At 40.0% G+C, this 17,085-nt stretch carries 11 protein-coding genes; all 11 read left to right on the top strand.

All coding sequences use genetic code 11. The annotated features are described in order from the left end of the window. Window positions 1-21 precede the first annotated feature (21 nt). The 11 genes from AC3ITD_RS13660 to AC3ITD_RS13610 all read left to right on the top strand — a co-directional run bounded on the left by AC3ITD_RS13660 (window position 22) and on the right by AC3ITD_RS13610 (window position 17,079). The gene (locus tag AC3ITD_RS13660) at window positions 22-324 is read left to right on the top strand and encodes a GNAT family N-acetyltransferase (RefSeq protein ID WP_489360499.1); all 303 of its coding nucleotides are present in this window, start codon (window positions 22-24) and stop codon (window positions 322-324) included. 486 nt (window positions 325-810) lie between these two features. After that, window positions 811-2,130: a hypothetical protein gene (locus tag AC3ITD_RS13655; protein WP_489360497.1), complete on the top strand. Its 1,320-nt coding sequence runs from the start codon at window positions 811-813 to the stop codon at window positions 2,128-2,130. A 242-nt stretch (window positions 2,131-2,372) separates the two neighbouring features. Then, window positions 2,373-3,725 (top strand): Gfo/Idh/MocA family protein, encoded by a 1,353-nt coding sequence (locus AC3ITD_RS13650; protein ID WP_265800095.1) that lies wholly within the window; start codon window positions 2,373-2,375, stop codon window positions 3,723-3,725. 50 nt (window positions 3,726-3,775) lie between these two features. Then, window positions 3,776-4,879 (top strand): phosphotransferase enzyme family protein, encoded by a 1,104-nt coding sequence (locus tag AC3ITD_RS13645; protein WP_489360494.1) that lies wholly within the window; start codon window positions 3,776-3,778, stop codon window positions 4,877-4,879. Between the two features lie 54 nt (window positions 4,880-4,933). Beyond that, the gene (locus AC3ITD_RS13640; protein WP_489360492.1) at window positions 4,934-8,086 is read left to right on the top strand and encodes a SusC/RagA family TonB-linked outer membrane protein; all 3,153 of its coding nucleotides are present in this window, start codon (window positions 4,934-4,936) and stop codon (window positions 8,084-8,086) included. A gap of 10 nt (window positions 8,087-8,096) precedes the next feature. Then, window positions 8,097-9,809, top strand: a complete 1,713-nt coding sequence (locus tag AC3ITD_RS13635; RefSeq protein WP_489360490.1) for a RagB/SusD family nutrient uptake outer membrane protein — start codon at window positions 8,097-8,099, stop codon at window positions 9,807-9,809. A 381-nt stretch (window positions 9,810-10,190) separates the two neighbouring features. Beyond that, window positions 10,191-10,469, top strand: a complete 279-nt coding sequence (locus AC3ITD_RS13630) for a hypothetical protein (protein ID WP_489360488.1) — start codon at window positions 10,191-10,193, stop codon at window positions 10,467-10,469. Beyond that, entirely contained in the window at window positions 10,466-12,253 is a 1,788-nt protein-coding gene (locus tag AC3ITD_RS13625) for a glycoside hydrolase family 2 protein (protein ID WP_489360486.1), read from the top strand. The genes AC3ITD_RS13630 and AC3ITD_RS13625 overlap by 4 nt, the downstream gene beginning before the upstream one ends. A 4-nt stretch (window positions 12,254-12,257) precedes the next feature. Then, on the top strand, window positions 12,258-13,439 hold the full coding sequence (locus AC3ITD_RS13620) for a glycoside hydrolase family 88 protein (RefSeq protein ID WP_489360484.1): 1,182 nt from the start codon (window positions 12,258-12,260) through the stop codon (window positions 13,437-13,439). 131 nt (window positions 13,440-13,570) lie between these two features. Continuing rightward, window positions 13,571-16,300 (top strand): DUF8487 domain-containing protein, encoded by a 2,730-nt coding sequence (locus tag AC3ITD_RS13615; RefSeq protein ID WP_489360482.1) that lies wholly within the window; start codon window positions 13,571-13,573, stop codon window positions 16,298-16,300. 2 nt (window positions 16,301-16,302) lie between these two features. Further along, window positions 16,303-17,079, top strand: coding sequence for a hypothetical protein (locus AC3ITD_RS13610; protein WP_489360480.1), 777 nt, complete (start codon window positions 16,303-16,305; stop codon window positions 17,077-17,079). Window positions 17,080-17,085: the final 6 nt, after the last annotated feature.

Below are 17,085 nucleotides of genomic sequence, written 5' to 3'. Positions count from 1 at the left end.
CTCGAAAATTAATTAAGAAAAATGGCAGAAGTAAAATTAAACATTCAGCAAGGCGAACCAAGTTCATTTGATATCTATGATGAGGATGGTAAGGTTGGAGAGATGATCTTCGATATTACCGGAAAAGATCTGACCGTTTATCACACAGAGGTTGAGCCAGAAAAAGAAGGAATGGGTTATGCCAAAATGTTGCTCGATGCAATGGTAGCCTATGTTCGGAAAAACGGATTGATGATTATCCCAATGTGCCCTTATGTGCATGCTCAGTTTAAACGCCATGAAGATTTGTACAAGGATATTTGGAATAAAATTAAAGAAGAGTAAAATTAATCGCATAATAAAAACCGAAAGAAGCCATGATTGGGCAAAAAGCCAGGATTAAATTCACGGCAGGGGCGGCAGCGTAGGGATATCCAAACCATCAGGATGTCTTGTTTTTCATGATTACGGTGGTCGCCCCCCAGGTTTATCAAAATGTCTTGGCACATATTCTAATGCGAATCCGCATCAATTAATTCAATACCGTTAAAGGTGTTTTTGAAAAACAGACAAACGTTTGCGTTGATTTTCTTCAGATCTTTTTACCATCTTACAACAAGTTATTTCAAAAACCTAAATCATCCGCTTTTTCTTGGTCAGCATTTTTGATTGGAGTGAAGCGTATTTATTTGAAATTTGCGGTGATCCCTAGCTTTGGCTTTTTTGTAAACAGTTTTACTGGCGTCATTGAGCAGGTAAGTCGTTGGGTGCTGGTTTCAATATTCAGACCCTATTAAGGTATTTGAAACAGCTTCAAATAAAACTTAAAAGATGACACCTATCCCTAAACAGGTTGACGACAAGCGTTTCTTCGAAGTCTTAGATTTATGCTGTAAGAAGATCGAAGAGAAAATGGGTTTAAAACCAATTGCAGATTGGCGATCTGCAGATTACAATAATTTAAACAGTCAGTTAGGCCGGCAAACCAAAGTTTATTTAAGCGAAAATACACTCAAAAGAATCTTCGGAAGGTTAAAAACACCAACACGGTACTATCCTCAAAAAGCCACCCGTGATGCCCTTGCACAATTTATTGGCTACAGAGATTGGCAGGAGTTTGAGCTGATTAATCGTTTCTCTCCGTTGGAACCACCGGCAGCTAAGGCAGCGCTTAGCGGAGATACAAAGGCTGTTGAAGCCACATCCCAAAATAAATTTACTACACAAAGATTTCGGTTTTATCTTAGCCTGGCTGTCCTGCTAACGGTTTGTTTAACTATTGCACTCCTCTATTATACCAAAAGTGAAGAAATTGCACCTGGAGAGGTGAAGCTGTTTTGCGAAAATCCGAATGGGGAAGTGCCGCATACGGCTGTGTTTAAATTATCCCATAAGGGAACTTTAAGCGAGGATAACCAGTTTGCCATAGATTTTATGGATGAGGGACCCATCACGCCGATAAAAGTAAACCAGGAGGTGGTGCAGTTTTTCAAAAATCCGGGAGTAGTTCATGTGCGCCTTTTGCACCATAATAAAGCGATTGATACCCTCACCGTTTCTATGCAAACTAAGGGTTGGGTGGCAAATTCGGGAAACGACTCGTTGAGTGCTTTTCCAATTGCCAAGCTCAAGCCACTGCCGAAAGATAGTCTGTATGTTTCCACCAACCAATTAGATTCTGCGGGCCTCAACCTTTCTAAACCATTTTTAATAGGTTTTAGTAATATTCATACCAGTGGTGTGGATGGCGATAACTTTTCATTTAGTAGCTATTTGCGAACTGAGGAAAGCAGACCCGGCATAGCCTGTATGCAGACGAGCATTCTCATTCTTGGAAGTGAAGGCCGGCACAGGGTGTTAATGGTAAAACCCAGTTGTGCGGCTTTTTCTGAGTATCACTTTTCTGAAGTTAAAGCCATGGGAAGTTCTAAAAACCTCAATAGAATGACTTACGATTTTGCCAAGGGTGGAAATGTCAGGCTTTTGGTAAAAAATAAGAAAGTCTCTTTATTTATCAACAATAAGCTGATGCTCAACAGTGCTTATAATCAGTCAATTGGTAGAATACTGGGCATTAAAATTCTCTTTAACGGGGTGGGAATCGCAAAGTCTCCACAATTGTTCGATCTCAAAACTGGTGTTTCTTATTAATTCGTCTCCTGCCATGGCCCAAATCCGTTCTCGCTTTACCCATCTTTTCCATTTTCAGCGGAGCATTTGCCGTACATTCTATTAAATATGCTGACCTAACTAGTTGTTTTTAAATGACTTATTTGTACATTCTTTTGTCTTAAGCTTTGTATGTTCACTTTCTAGCTTTTCGCTTCAATAGCTTCTAGTTTTATAAATACTTCACAGGGCAAGTATTTAAAATAACAACATAACAAGAAAAAATGGAGCGTAGAGATTTTATTAAAAACAGCACGTTGACTGCCGCTGGGCTTACGATTTTACCAGGCGGAACACTTTTTGCAAAATCAGATAATAGTAAGGTAAAGCTTGGTTACATTGGTGTAGGGGCCAGGGGAATGAGTCACATTTCTGAAGGACTTTTACGCGACGATGTAGAGATTGTAGCGATCTGCGATACACAGGAAAGCTCATTGAAAATATGTAGATCTGCAATTGCTAAAGCAGGCAGGCCGGCAGCCAAAGAATTTACCGGCGGTGTTGATGCTTATAAAAAACTTCTGGAGATAAAAGATATCGACGCAGTAATTATTGCGACCCCTTGGCAGTTTCATAAAGACCAGGCAGTTGATGCGATGAAAACCGGTAAATATGTGGGTTGTGAGGTGATTGCAGGCCTAACGGTGCAAGACCATTGGGACATTGTAAATACATCTGAAAAAACAGGGATGCCATACATGACCCTGGAAAACGTGTGTTACAGGCGGGATGTAATGGCTGCTTTGAACATGGTTAGGCAGGGAATTTTTGGAGAACTGGTTCACCTGGAAGGCGGCTACCAACATAACCTTAGAAATGTGCTTTTCAATAATGGAAAAGACTATTATGGCGGGGGAGTAGAGTTTGGACCCAATGCCAGAAGTGAAGCCCAGTGGCGTACCCAATTTAATATCGATCAGGATGGAGATCTCTATCCAACCCATGGTGCTGGTCCAATAATACAATATGCAGATATCAACCGAGGCAATCGCTTCACCAATCTGGTGTCATTCAGTTCAAAAGCCAGAGGTTTAGCTGCGTATGTTGAAGATATGTCTCCAGGGCATCCAAACGCTAAAATCAATTACAAAAATGGAGATGTTACCACTACGCTCATCAACTGCGCCAATGGCGAAACAGTAATGCTTAGCCATGATGTGCACCTGCCTCGCCCATATTCTATCGGTTTTAGGGTACAGGGTACAGATGGAATTTGGATGGATGTGAACAAGTCGATCTATATAGAAAAAAACTCCAAAGGCAATCATAAATGGGAACCAGTAAAAGAATGGTTTGAAAAATATGATCATCCACTTTGGAAAAAATATGAAAAAGAAGCCGTTGGAGCTGGCCACGGAGGAATGGATTGGTTTGTGTTCAATGGATTTATTCAGGCGGTAAAACAAAAAAGGCAAACGCCAATTGATGTTTACGACTCTGTAACCATGAGCGTAATTACCCCGCTTTCTACCAAATCTTTAAAAGAAGGTAATATGCCTCAAAAATTTCCTGATTTCACAAAAGGAAAATGGAAAGATCGAAAAAATGTTTTCGCATTAGATGATAGTGGTTTTTAGTCACTTGAGCCGGTCTTTCAGTCAATAATAAAAATTCAGTAATACATAATATGATATTAGAAGTTCTCAAGGCGTTTGGTCTGGACGGATCTGAAACAATCTACCGTCTGTTCGGCGGAGGTTTAATTAATAACACCTGGAAGGTTAGTACCGCTGATGGAGATTTCATTCTTCAGCAAATCAATACTGATATTTTTGCTGCCCCCGAAAAAATCATCGATAACATTGTTCGTTTGCAGCATTATCTGAAAGAAAAGGCACCAGAATATTTATTCGTGGGGCCAGTTAAAACTACTGCCGGCCAATCCGTGCTGCGTATGGATGGATTTGCTTTTAGGTGTTTCCCTTTCATTCAGAAATCAATCACTATTGAGAAAGTGGAGCATCCTAAACAAGCCTATGAAGCAGCGAAGCAGTTTGGGAAATTTACCTGTCTGCTGAACGATTTTGATGCCTCGAGTTTGAGTGTTTCTCTTCCAGACTTCCATAACTTAAATCTGCGGGTGAGTCAGTATCAAAAAGCTGTAGAACTTGCCGATGGGAAAAGATTATCAGTGGCAGAAGGTGCAATTGCAGAAATTAACAGGCACATGGATATTGCTAATCGGTATAATGATATTCTAACAGCTGATATTCTCAAAATCAGGACATTTCATCATGATACCAAAATAAGCAATGTATTGCTACACGAAGACACTGGACTTGGAATGTGCATTATTGATTTGGATACGCTAATGCCAGGCTATTTTATAAGCGACGTAGGAGATATGATGCGGACCTATCTCTCACCGGTAACAGAAGAGGAAACCGATTTTAACCTGATTGCTGTTCGCGTTGACATTTTCAAAGCGATTTATAGTGGATACATGAGCGAAATGGGCCCTGTATTAACGCCTTCAGAGCAGCAGTTATTCATCTATTCGGGTCAGTTCATGATTTTCATGCAGGCACTACGCTTTTTAACCGACTTCTTAAACGGGGATATTTATTATGGTGCCGCTTATCCAAATCATAACCTGAACCGGGCACAAAACCAGATCGATTTATTGAATCGATATATCGATAGCATTCCTCGGTTCGAAGAGATTACTCAAGATAAAAACTTCAGTCAGCAAAATATTAACGGAAATCATAATGAAGAAAATCAAACCTAAAATGAAATGTAATCCTAGAAATTGATTAAACCATTCCAACAAAACCCTAACTTAATGAAACTAACAACTAACCAGAAACCAGACAAAATGCGATTTTTTGCCATAGTGGTGATACTGATCCTATTTAAATTGGGTACGTCCATTACCGCTCATGCAGAAACGCCGTTAACTGCAAAATTAAATCCAGCGAACATATCGCATCAATTTGCATTTTACAAGGAACCAAATGATTTAGAACATACCTTAACCAATTCCATTGAAACTTCAGCATTTGAAGCCATTACCGGAACGGTGAAAGATGCGAAAGGAGGAGTTATCCCAGGTGCAAGTATCACAGTAAAAGGAACAAACCGTGTAACCTCATCAAATAATTTAGGGGTTTTCAGTATCGAAGCAAAAGCGGGGGAAACGCTGGTAATCAGCTCAATCGGTTTTGCAAGCAAAGAAGTCACCATCAGCGGAACCTCTATTGGTGTAGTTACGCTTTCTGAATCTGCAGAAACGCTTAGCGAGCTTGTAGTGGTAGGGTATAGCGTACAGAAACGCCAAAGTTTAACGGGCGCATTAAGTACCATCAGTGCGGACAAACTAAAAAATGTGACTTCTCCGAATGTACAAAACCTGTTGGCCGGAAAAGCGCCTGGTTTATTTGTTGCACCAGCTTCTGGTAAGCCAGGAGCAACAGCTTCGGTAATTATTCGCGGTCAGGCCACCTTGAATGGTACAACCAATCCATTATGGGTACTCGATGGAGTTATTGTTGGTTCAAGCCCAGGAGAACTTAACCCGGAAGATATCGAATCGATCACGGTTCTAAAAGATGCTGCGTCAACAGCAATTTATGGTTCTCAGGGCGCTAACGGCGTTATTGTAGTCACTACAAAAAGGGCTAAATCTGGTCAGATGACAGTTGATGTGAGTTCACGAACAGGGGTAAACCAGTTAACCAACGGAAACCTGAAAATGATGGATGGAGCAGAACTGTATGATTATTTTGCTTCTTTCGCAAATGCGAACACCATCAGCTTTCCACGGTGGAAACCCGATTTGCGTGACAGTAATTTTGACTGGTGGGATTTAGCTACAAAGACCGGCTTCAATCAAAATCATAACGTTTCGCTTCAGGGAGGTACAGAAAAGCTGCAATCGTTTTTGTCTGTGGGTTATTACGATGAATCTGGCGCAATCAGAGGTTACGACTATGAACGTTATAATTTCAGATTAAATACCACTTATATGCCTTTTTCATGGTTAACGGTAAAGCCGTCTCTGGTAGGGTCAAGACGTAGCGTTTCTGATCAACAATATTCGGTAACCTCTATTTATTCAAATTTACCTTGGGATAGTGCCTTCGATGCTAACGGAAATTTAGTGCCTCACCGTTCACCACTATGGGTAAACACTGCCAGCACAAATTATTTATACGATTTGCAATGGAATAAAGGCTCGAATGTGAATTATGAATTCATGGGGAATTTAGATTTCGATATCAAAATTACCAAGAACCTTACTTTTGCATCGGTTAATAATTACCGCTACAACAGTTATGCTGCCGCAGGTTATACCGATCCACGATCTAATGGGGGTTTAAGTGTAAACGGAAGGGTAACCGATTACCGTTCGGAATACACACGCAGGTATACCAACCAGATTTTGCGTTACACCAATAACTGGGGAAAGCATAACCTAAATGCATTGGCAGGCTATGAGTTTAACGACTTCAGCAGTAAAACCTTGGATGCTTATGGTACAGGTATTGTTCCTGGATTTGAAGTGCTGGATGTAACCGCAAAACCAGAGCGAACCAGAGGAGGAATCAGTCAGTGGGCGGTACAATCTATGTTGTTCAATTCCAATTATGATTATGATGGCAGGTATTTGGCACAGGTATCACTGCGTAGAGATGGTGCTTCAAATTTTGGAAAGAAATACGGCAATTTCTTCTCTGTAAGTGGTGGATGGAACATCAGCAGAGAGGAATGGTTCAAAGCGAAATACATCGACATGCTGAAAATTCGTGCTGCCTATGGCTCGGTGGGTAATCGTCCGGCCAGTTTGTATCCGCAGTTTGATTTGTATGCCGTAAATCCAGCAGCTGGTTATAATGGTATTCCTGGATTGTTAATCAGCCAAATAGGTAATCCAAATTTAACCTGGGAAGAAACGTACACCAGTGGCTTGGGACTGGATGTGAATGCTTTTAACAATAGAGCTAGACTAACGGTAGATTACTACATCAAGAAAACAGACAACATTTTATACAACGTGCCCATCTCTGGATTGACAGGTATTACCAGTATCACACAGAATATCGGTAAAATGAGCAACAAAGGTATTGAGGTTGCCCTGGGAGGAGATATTTTCAGAACTAAAGATTTTACCTGGAGCTTGGATGTAAATCTTGGTCACAATAAAAACAAATTGACTGATATTTATAAAACCCGCAACGCAGATGGAAGCTATACTGCAAAACCGCTAATAGTGGGCGATGGTGCAGGCATTGCAGGTTCAGCAAACCGGGTAATTCAGATTGGCCTGCCAGTAGATACTTATTATATGAAAGAATGGGCGGGTGTAAATCCGGCTGATGGTAAGCCAACTTGGTATACCGTAACAAGAGATGCGGAAGGAAATGAACTTTCCAGAACAACCACTTCAGATTATTCAAAAGCTACTGATGAAAAGTTGGATAAGGCTTCTCCCGATTTATTCGGAGGGATTACTACTTATCTGAAGTATAAAAACTTTGATTTAAATGCAGTTTTTGGTTACTCATTGGGCGGGAAGGTTTATAACTATTCCCGTCAGGAATACGATGCTGACGGTACTTATACCGATAGAAACCAAATGGTATTGATGGAAGGTTGGTCGAGATGGCAAAAACCAGGAGACATCGCCACACATCCGGTTGCCCGTTACAACAATCAGGACAAAGGGAATTTAGTATCGTCAAGGTATATCGAAAGCAATGATTTTTTCAGAATGCGCTCGTTGGCTTTGGGTTATAATTTTGATTTGAAGAAATATAAAATCAAAAATTTAAGGGCTTTTATTTCCGGAGAAAACCTGTTCGTCATCACAAAATATTCAGGCGTAGATCCTGAGATACCTGTTAGTGAATCTGACGGAAGCGTTTTGTTTACCGCGGGGCCTTCGGTGTACCCAATGACCAGAAAATTCATGTTTGGTATTAATGTTTCATTCTAATCATTACAAAATGAAAAAGATCATAATCATATTGTTGGCAGTGATTGCCATCTCATCCTGCAAAATCGATAGAGAACCTTTTGGTTCCTTGCAGTCAGAAAAGATAAATAATAATCCGGAAGAGTCGATAGATGCACTACTCAATGGAACCTATGCCCAGTTAAAGGCCTGGTCTGATCCGATGCATCGTTTAGGTGAATATGCCGGAGACAACATCATGATCCGCGGATCTTCTACAGATCCTTTTTATGAATTTATCTCCTTTGCCAGAACGCCCAATAACGCAAGATTATCTACTTTTTGGGATAGTGGATACAAAGCTATCGCCCAAGCTTCAAATATTATTAATATCATCCCTCAGGGCAAAAGCACAACTTTAGATAGTAAGCTAGGCGAATGTTATTTTATTCGGGGCATGGTATATTTTTACCTTGTTCGGGCTTATGGCCGACCATATTACCAAAATCCAGAAACCAACCTGGGTGTGCCAATTGTAAATGGAACTCCTCCGGATGTAATTAACTTAACTTTGCCGGACAGATCGACCGTTAAAGCTACTTACGAGCAGGTTATTGCAGATTTGAAAAAGGCAGAAGAGCTGATCAACATCAATAAAGGATCTATTTTTGCTTCCAAAGAGGCTGCTCAGGCTTTGCTTTCCCGGGTTTATTTGTACATGAGCGGAACCTATCAAAGTCCCAATCAAACTTATGCACAATTGTCGGTAGATTATGCCACAAAAGTGATTAACGCTACCAGCCGATATAGTCTTTTGCCTAGAGCAGATTTTATGAAATACAACACCTTTTTACCCGAAAACAATAGAGAAACCATCTTCGCAATTAAAAGGGTAGCGTCTGAATTTTCCGGATCAGATCATTACTATGGCATTGGCGGGATGTATGCCAATATCGGTGGTCAGGGTTGGGGCGAGATGTACGCCAGTGCAAATTATATCGATTTGTTAAATGAAACCGGTAGAAACGACTGGCGGCCAACTAAATATAAAATTGTAGATGCCAGAGCAGCTTTTATTGAGCCCACTTATGCTACCAATGCTTCAGGGGCTTATACAGAAGTTTTTAGGTTTATCAAAGATGATGCGGCCAATACCCTAAATTATGTTCAGGCAAACATCACCCGAAACGGAGGCACAATTACCTGCACCGAAGGGACGGATGTTTATACTTTAACACCAGTAGATGCTGCTCAGGAAATTTACAGTATCAATTACAAAAACGGCAAAACTTATACCGGAGTGATCGATTTCTTTATCAGCTTAAACCGGGTATATCCACAATTCTACATAGTAAAGGATTCTCGAGAGGGAGAAAACTCACACCTCCACTCGCCAGTGATTAGCCGGCTTGGAGAAATATACTTGAACCGGGCAGAAGCTTACGCTAAATTGCAGCGTTATAATGATGCCCTTGTGGATTTAAATCTGATCAGAACGCGTTCGATTGTTAATGGTGGCTATAGTGCATTAACATCGGCTAACGCCGGAGATTTGATCGATAAAGAGAGACAACTGGAATTGGCTTATCAAGCCGAAAGAAGCTTTGATGTATTTCGCAATGGTAAACCTTTGGTACGCAGATATCCAGGACCTCAAAATCAGACGGTTGATGTACAGGCAAGCGATTTTAGAGTTGTTTATTATATCCCTCAAAGTGCAATAAATTCTTACCCAGGTAAGTTGACACAAAATCCAACGCAATAAATTGGATGATAAAAACATGCTTTGGTCCTAGCCGAAGCATGTTTAGCGGAATCTATTTACTAAACCTCGAAAGCCTGATATTTTATCGGGCTTTTGAGGTTTAGTTTAATTTGGTAATAATACTCTGGATGATTAAGTATTCATAACGCTTTGACATCTCGAATCTACTGCAGAGAATCGGTAAGCCATAGGTGCTTGGTGAAATCTTATCGAAACTTGATCTCAAGGCTGCAACTTTCTTCATCTTGGAGTTTAAATAAGGAGTTACTAAGCAATAATCTGTCGGCTGTACAAAAACAAACCCTTTCTGTACAAAAATGAACCCTCCTAAGCTGTGTTTGTATTTAGTTTTGGGCACACCAAATATTAAATCACACGTAAATGAGCCATCATCCACAGGCCAATAATTTTTTTGATAGCAGTGTCAGACTGAGGTTAGCATTCTGTGCTGGCAGAGCAATATACGTTGTAAAGGCAGTTACTCCGCTATATGCTTTTTCAATTACATCTTTTTACGCCGAAGATATCTGCTTCAGTCGTGTAGTGAATGATACCCTGGCAATTGGGAATTTCTCGACAGAGATCTTTAATAAGGGAAATCTGATCAATCTCAGCCTAAGTAAAATTATTCAAGCCTCGAAACCAAATTTTTCTGTATGATCTTAAACAAGACTTTAATTATCTTCATGATTTTGCTTGCGCCCTTTTGTTCGGAATTGTGGGCTCAGGATATGATAACAAACGTTTACGGAAGGAATATACAGTATCTTAACGGAAAGTGGAATGCCATTATTGATCAGTACGATCAGGGAAGAAAAAACAAAATATTTCTTAATAAAAAGCCTGAAGGTAAAACGGATTTTTATGAGTATTCTTTTGAAAGCGGTTTACGCTTAAATGTGCCATCTGATTGGAATAGTCAACTTTCAGAACTCAAATATTACGAGGGTACTATTTGGTATGCTCGTCGTTTTGATGCTGCCAAAGCGGACAAGAAACGGCAGTTTCTATATTTTGGTGCAGTAAGCTACCGCTGCAGGGTATACCTGAACGGAAAGGAGATTGCACAACACGAGGGTGGTTTTACGCCTTTTCAGGTAGAAGTAACCGATCAGCTAAAAGAAACGGATAATTTTTTAGCAGTTGAGGTAAACAACACACGTACAGTTGATGCCATTCCTGCTAAATCTTTCGATTGGTGGAACTATGGCGGAATTACTCGTGATGTAATGTTGGTATCTACCCCTATAACATTTATTCAGGATTATTTCATTCAACTGGATAAGCATAAACCTGACCAAATTAATGTTGAGATTAAGCTTTCCAGCGATCCGAATACTCACGTTTCAATCGAAATTCCTGAACTCAATATTAAGGAGAAGATGAATACAAATGAAGAGGGTATTGCCAAAACGTCAATCAGAAACATTAGGAAGTTAGTGCGGTGGTCGCCAACAATGCCCAAACTTTACAGTGTAGTAGTTTCCACACCTGATGACCGTGTTGAAGAATTGATTGGTTTTCGCAATTTGGAGGTTAAGGGTACAGAAATACACCTTAACGATCAGCCCGTTTTTTTAAAATCTATAAGTTTTCACGAGGAAATTCCCCAGAGAAAGGGAAGGGCATTTTCTGAGGCCGATGCCAGCATGCTTTTATCGGAGGCCAAAGCACTTGGCTGTAATATGATTCGTTTGGCGCATTATCCGCAAAATGAGTACACCGTTCGCATGGCAGAAAAGATGGGCTTCTTGCTCTGGGAAGAAATTCCGATTTGGCAGGGAATAGATTTCGAAAATGAAAGTACAAAACTTAAAGCAGGTGCTATGATTAAGGAGCTGGTGATGCGGGATAAAAATCGTTGCGCCCTGGGCTTTTGGGGCGTGGCAAATGAAACGCAACCCTCTGCACCTCGAAACGAATTTTTAACTTATTTGATCAAATGCTGTAAGGAAATTGACAGTACCAGATTAATCACGGCAGCCTTCGATTTGGTGAAATTTGATCGCGATAAGCAGGTTTTTGTGATGGATGATCCTTTCATCAAAGCGCTCGATGTGGTTGCTATAAACAAATACTTGGGCTGGTATCACCAATGGCCTGTTGCACCCGATAAAGCAATTTGGGATGTGGCTAAAAATCAGCCTCTTATAATCTCTGAGTTTGGAGGTGAGGCCTTGTATGGCCAAAAGGGCGATGCAAATACAGCCAGTTCCTGGAGTGAAGCTTACCAGGCAAAGTTATACCGCGATAATATCGAAATGTTTAAACATATCCCCAATCTGCGGGGCGTTTCACCTTGGGTGCTATTCGATTTTCGTTCGCCTTTCCGTTTTCATCCCACAAATCAAGATGGTTGGAACAGGAAAGGACTTATTTCGGATCAGGGCTTCAGAAAGAAAGCCTGGTATATCATGAACGATTATTTCAAAAACATAAAATAATATAATGAGAAAGTATCTATCACTTTTATTCGCATTAAGCTTATTATCTATCAATAAAATTAATGCTCAAAAAATAGAAAAAATAGTTGATCAGGCATTGCAATCAGCAGAAAAGCAATGCCTTCTAATGGCAAAGCATTATGAAAATCAGCAGGGAAAACTACCTCGATCTTTTGAGAATGGCAAAAATACCAGCTCTGATTCAAGATGGTGGTGCAGTGGTTTTTTTCCTGGAACATTATGGTATTTATACGAAAACTCCAAAAACGAGGATGTTTTAAAATATGCCAGAATGTATACAGATAGGGTAGAAAGAGAAAAATACACTACAGATAATCATGATGTTGGCTTTATGCTTTACTGCAGTTTTGGAAATGGTTTACGGATCACAGGCGATAAACATTACAAAGAAGTTTTACTAACAGGTGCAGAATCCTTGTCCACACGCTACGATCCTAAGGTGGGGCTTATCCGTTCGTGGGATCATAATAAAGACATTTGGCAATATCCAGTGATCATTGATAATATCATGAATCTTGAATTGCTGTTATGGGCAGCAAAAAATTCAGGGACGGAAAGTTTTAAGAAAATTGCTTTATCTCATGCTGATAAAACTATGATCCATCATTTTCGTCCCGATTATAGCTCATATCACGTGGTCTCTTACAATCGCGAAACTGGATTGCCGCATAAAAAGCAAACTCATCAAGGCTATTCAGATGATTCGGTATGGAGCCGCGGTCAGGCTTGGGGGCTTTACGGTTATACGTATCTCTATCGCGAAACGAAGGATAAACGTTTCCTGGAGCAGGCTAAACACATTGCCGATTTCTTGATTAACCATACAAAAATGCCCGCTGATTTTATTCCTTATTGGGATTACGATGTTCCCCCAACGGCAAACACTCCACGCGATGCTTCAGCAGCTTGTATCATGGCCTCTGCGCTAATCGAACTGAGCGATTTTGTAGATGCCCAATCAAAAATAGCATATATGCGGGTAGTAGATAAACAGATAAGAAGCTTAGCCTCTAAAGAATATACTGCAAAGCAAGGGCAAAACGGCAATTTTATTTTAAAACATAATACTGGCGCTTATCCTTTCAAATCGGAGGTAGATGCACCACTCACTTATGCGGATTATTATTATTTAGAGGCACTAACCCGGTTGAAGAAAAGATTATAATTAATCCCTGATACTAAATCCTGACAAGAACCCATGCTTTTGCTTGGGTTGAATTATTCTAAGCTGTATTAGATGGCTATCGCACATAGAGCATTTGAGTTGACTACTCCTTCTGCTAAATAAAATATACAATGAAAACTATAAAAACCCCAATTAAACTGCTGATATCAGCGCTGCTTTTACTTTTCGTTCTCGATGCAAAATCTCAAACTAAAGAAATTAATTTATCTGGAAAGTGGGGATTCCAGACCGATGTAATGGATTTTAGAAGAGGATCGCTCTCTCCGAGATACAATCACCAATTGCAGGAAACCATCCAATTGCCAGGTATTACGGATGATTATCAAATAGGTTATAAAGTTCCTTACAGGTACATCGATAGGCTTACCCGAAAGTACGAATACATGGGGCCGGCATGGTATCAGCGGGATATAGAGATTCCGGCAGACTGGAAAGGAAAACAGGTTTTTCTATATTTTGAACGTACACATTGGTTAAGTTCTATTTATGTAGATACCAAAGAAGTAAGCAAGATAGATTACATCAGTGTACCACACAATCATGATCTTACTGCTTTTTTAAAGCCTGGCAAAAAACACCGCATAACGGTTTGCATTGATAATCGCTTTCAGTACAAGACCCATAGGTGGGATCATGCGCATACGGAATTTACTCAAATTAACTGGAATGGAATTTTAGGAGAGATCAAAATGGTGGCGGTTGATCCCGTTTACATTGAAGATTTGCAGGTGTATCCAAATATCAATGAAAAATCAATTAGGGTTAAAATGCAAATTAAAAATAATACGAATAAGCCCATTTCAGGCATCGCCACTTTTAACATTGCAGGCAAAAATTATGGCATTAATAAAGTGCTAAATGTATCTGGAACCGATTCGCTGATTAATTTTGAAGGCACCATAGCGCTTGGAAAAAACATCAAGCTTTGGGATGAGTTTACCCCTAATCTCTATAAAATTACCTGTAAACTGAACACAGAAAATAACGGATTGGAATATCAACACGAAAAATCGACTTCGTTTGGAATGCGTGAAGTGAAACAGGGTAAAAATCACATCATGATCAACAATCACCCTGTTCACTTGCGAGGCAATGTAGAGAACGCGGTCTTTCCAAAAACCGGACATGCGCCGGTAGAAGAGGCCGAGTGGGAGCGAATTATGGTGGCAATGAAAAGTTACGGACTAAATCACCTCCGTTTTCACTCATGGTGTCCTCCCGATGCTGCTTTTCGCATGGCTGACAAATATGGAATTTATTTTGAAGTGGAGATGCCGATGTGGGGCAAAGATGCGGAGCCAGACCAGGCCCGTTATGATTTCTTCAGGAGAGAGATGAAAGCGATACTTAAAGAATACGGCAACCATCCATCATTTGTGCTGTATTGCAATGGAAATGAGATTACTGGCAATTTTGATTTTATTGAGGAACTTACTGCCAATGGCCGAGCAATGGACGATCGACATTTGTTTTGCGGATCTACCGCTCGGACTAGGGTAAAATCAGATCAGTTTTATGTTTCTCAGCAAACCAATAAAGGCCCTGTTAAGGTTTACGAAGGTTTGCCTAATACCAATTGGGATGTAAGCAAGCAATCTGATGTTGATGTTCCGGTTATTTCCCATGAATCTGGCCAGCGTGATATGTATCCCAATTTCGATGAGATTAAAAAATATGCCAACAGCCCTGTCGAACCCCGTAATTTTGAAATATTTAGGGCGCAGTTAGAAAAAAACGGTATGCTCGATCAGGCAAATGATTTTTTTAAAGCCTCCGGTGCGTTAACTGTTCTGGAATATAAAGCGGTGATCGAGGCTTTGCTCCGTTCCTCTAAGTCAGCAGGTTTTCAGCTATTGTCTTTAAATGATTTTCCAGGCCAGGGCTATGCAACGGTAGGGATTTTGGATCCTTTCTGGGATTCGAAAGGCTTAATCACGCCAGAAGAATGGCGGCAGTTTTGTGGGCCCACAGTGGCTCTGTTACGTTATGCTAAAAGTTCTTATTTTAATGATGAAACCTTTTCTGCCGATGCTGAAGTGTATAATTTTAGTCAATCAGCATTAAAAAATGCAAAAATAAAATGGTGGTTAAACGATGATGCTGGTAAAACGCTAAAGCAGGGAAGACTGAAAACACAAGCAATCGGAAAAGATGACGTGTTTCCTGTTGGTCAATTCGCCTTCGATCTCAGCGAGATAAAAAAAGCACAAAAATTAACCGTTAATCTATCGGTAAACGACAGCATCAGAAACAGTTGGGATATTTGGGTTTACCCAAGAAACCAACAGGTGGCCAAATCTACCGATGTAGTTTTATACACTAAAGTCTTCGATGAAAAAGCAAAGCAAAAGCTGACAGATGGTGGAAAGGTAGTGCTTTGTCCATCACCTGATCAGGTAAAGGGGCGAAAATCCACTTTTCATAATCACTTCTGGAACCCAATTATGTTTGCATGGCCACCAATGACGCTTGGCTGCCTTATTCAAGATCAACATCCTGTTTTTGAAAGTTTTATAACTGAAAATCATACCGATTGGCAATGGTGGGACATATTGAACTATGCCAAAGTAATTGAAATGAAAGATGCGCCAAAATCACTACGCCCATTTATTCAGGTTATTGATGCCAATGATAACAATGAAAAACTGAGCATTGGTTTCGAAGCTAAAGTTGGAAAAGGAAAACTATTGGTACTTGCTGTAGATACAGAAAAAGACATTGAGAAACGCCCTGCTACCCAACAATTATTTAAAAGTGTAAACGATTATGTAAACGGAAGTAAGTTTAATCCACAAGTAGAAGTTGATGAAAGTTTCATTGAATCATTTTTGACTAAATAGAGATGGTAAGAAAAATAAATTTATTCGTGTTGGGTTTATTAGCTGTTTCTTCAGCTGTTTGGGCCCAGCATATCGATTTTAATAAAAGCGCAGATTTGGATCAGGTTTATTTAAAACCGCATCAATCTAAGGGGTTAGTGCCGATGAATGATTTAGATATGGAATTTGGATATGTGCTCTATCAGGCAGAGATTGATATACCATCAGATAATGCAGTGCTAGCATTGGAAAATGTAAGAGATTACGCGGTGGTATTTATTGATGATCAGTTGACGGGAACCTTAACTGATCAAAAAAAAGAGCTCTCATTAAAGCTTACCTCAGGAAAGCACAAATTGAAACTTTACGCCGAAAATATTGGACGAATTACTTACGGGCCGGAAATTTTAGACAACTCAAAAGGTTTGTTTGGAAGTATTACCATAAATAACGAAGAAATCGAAAACTGGACCATTACTCCACTGAACATCAAAGGACACGAGATATCTACAGTTGTTTTTGAGCCGCGAAAACAGGTTGCACTACCTATGTTTTTTAAGGCAGAATTCGAACTTGCTCAACAGAGTGATTTCTATCTCGATATTTCGGGTTGGGGAATGGGAGAAGTTTGGATTAACAATAAGTATGTCGGTTCTTTTTGGGAGGAAGAAAAGCAGCAATCCATTCAAATTTCTGCAGACTTGGTTACTAAAGGCAAAAACGAGATTGTTGTGTTCGAGATGAAAAATACTCAACAGAAAACGATGAAAATAACCGATAAACCAGTATTTCAAAAATAATAATCA

The organism is Pedobacter sp. KH_004, assembly GCF_057840755.1.
Note: the sequence above shows the minus strand (reverse complement) of the source record. Positions and strands in the feature narration are given on the sequence as shown.

Excerpts from the sequence above, each read along its gene's own strand:
- AC3ITD_RS13660 (WP_489360499.1), top strand. The coding sequence starts at position 22 with ATGGCAGAAGTAAAATTAAACATTCAGCAAGGCGAACCAAGTTCATTT.
- AC3ITD_RS13640 (WP_489360492.1), top strand. The coding sequence starts at position 4,934 with ATGAAACTAACAACTAACCAGAAACCAGACAAAATGCGATTTTTTGCC.
- AC3ITD_RS13645 (WP_489360494.1), top strand. The coding sequence starts at position 3,776 with ATGATATTAGAAGTTCTCAAGGCGTTTGGTCTGGACGGATCTGAAACA.
- AC3ITD_RS13620 (WP_489360484.1), top strand. The coding sequence starts at position 12,258 with ATGAGAAAGTATCTATCACTTTTATTCGCATTAAGCTTATTATCTATC.
- AC3ITD_RS13610 (WP_489360480.1), top strand. The coding sequence starts at position 16,303 with ATGGTAAGAAAAATAAATTTATTCGTGTTGGGTTTATTAGCTGTTTCT.
- AC3ITD_RS13625 (WP_489360486.1), top strand. The coding sequence starts at position 10,466 with ATGATCTTAAACAAGACTTTAATTATCTTCATGATTTTGCTTGCGCCC.
- AC3ITD_RS13615 (WP_489360482.1), top strand. The coding sequence starts at position 13,571 with ATGAAAACTATAAAAACCCCAATTAAACTGCTGATATCAGCGCTGCTT.
- AC3ITD_RS13650 (WP_265800095.1), top strand. The coding sequence starts at position 2,373 with ATGGAGCGTAGAGATTTTATTAAAAACAGCACGTTGACTGCCGCTGGG.
- AC3ITD_RS13655 (WP_489360497.1), top strand. The coding sequence starts at position 811 with ATGACACCTATCCCTAAACAGGTTGACGACAAGCGTTTCTTCGAAGTC.
- AC3ITD_RS13630 (WP_489360488.1), top strand. The coding sequence starts at position 10,191 with ATGAGCCATCATCCACAGGCCAATAATTTTTTTGATAGCAGTGTCAGA.
- AC3ITD_RS13635 (WP_489360490.1), top strand. The coding sequence starts at position 8,097 with ATGAAAAAGATCATAATCATATTGTTGGCAGTGATTGCCATCTCATCC.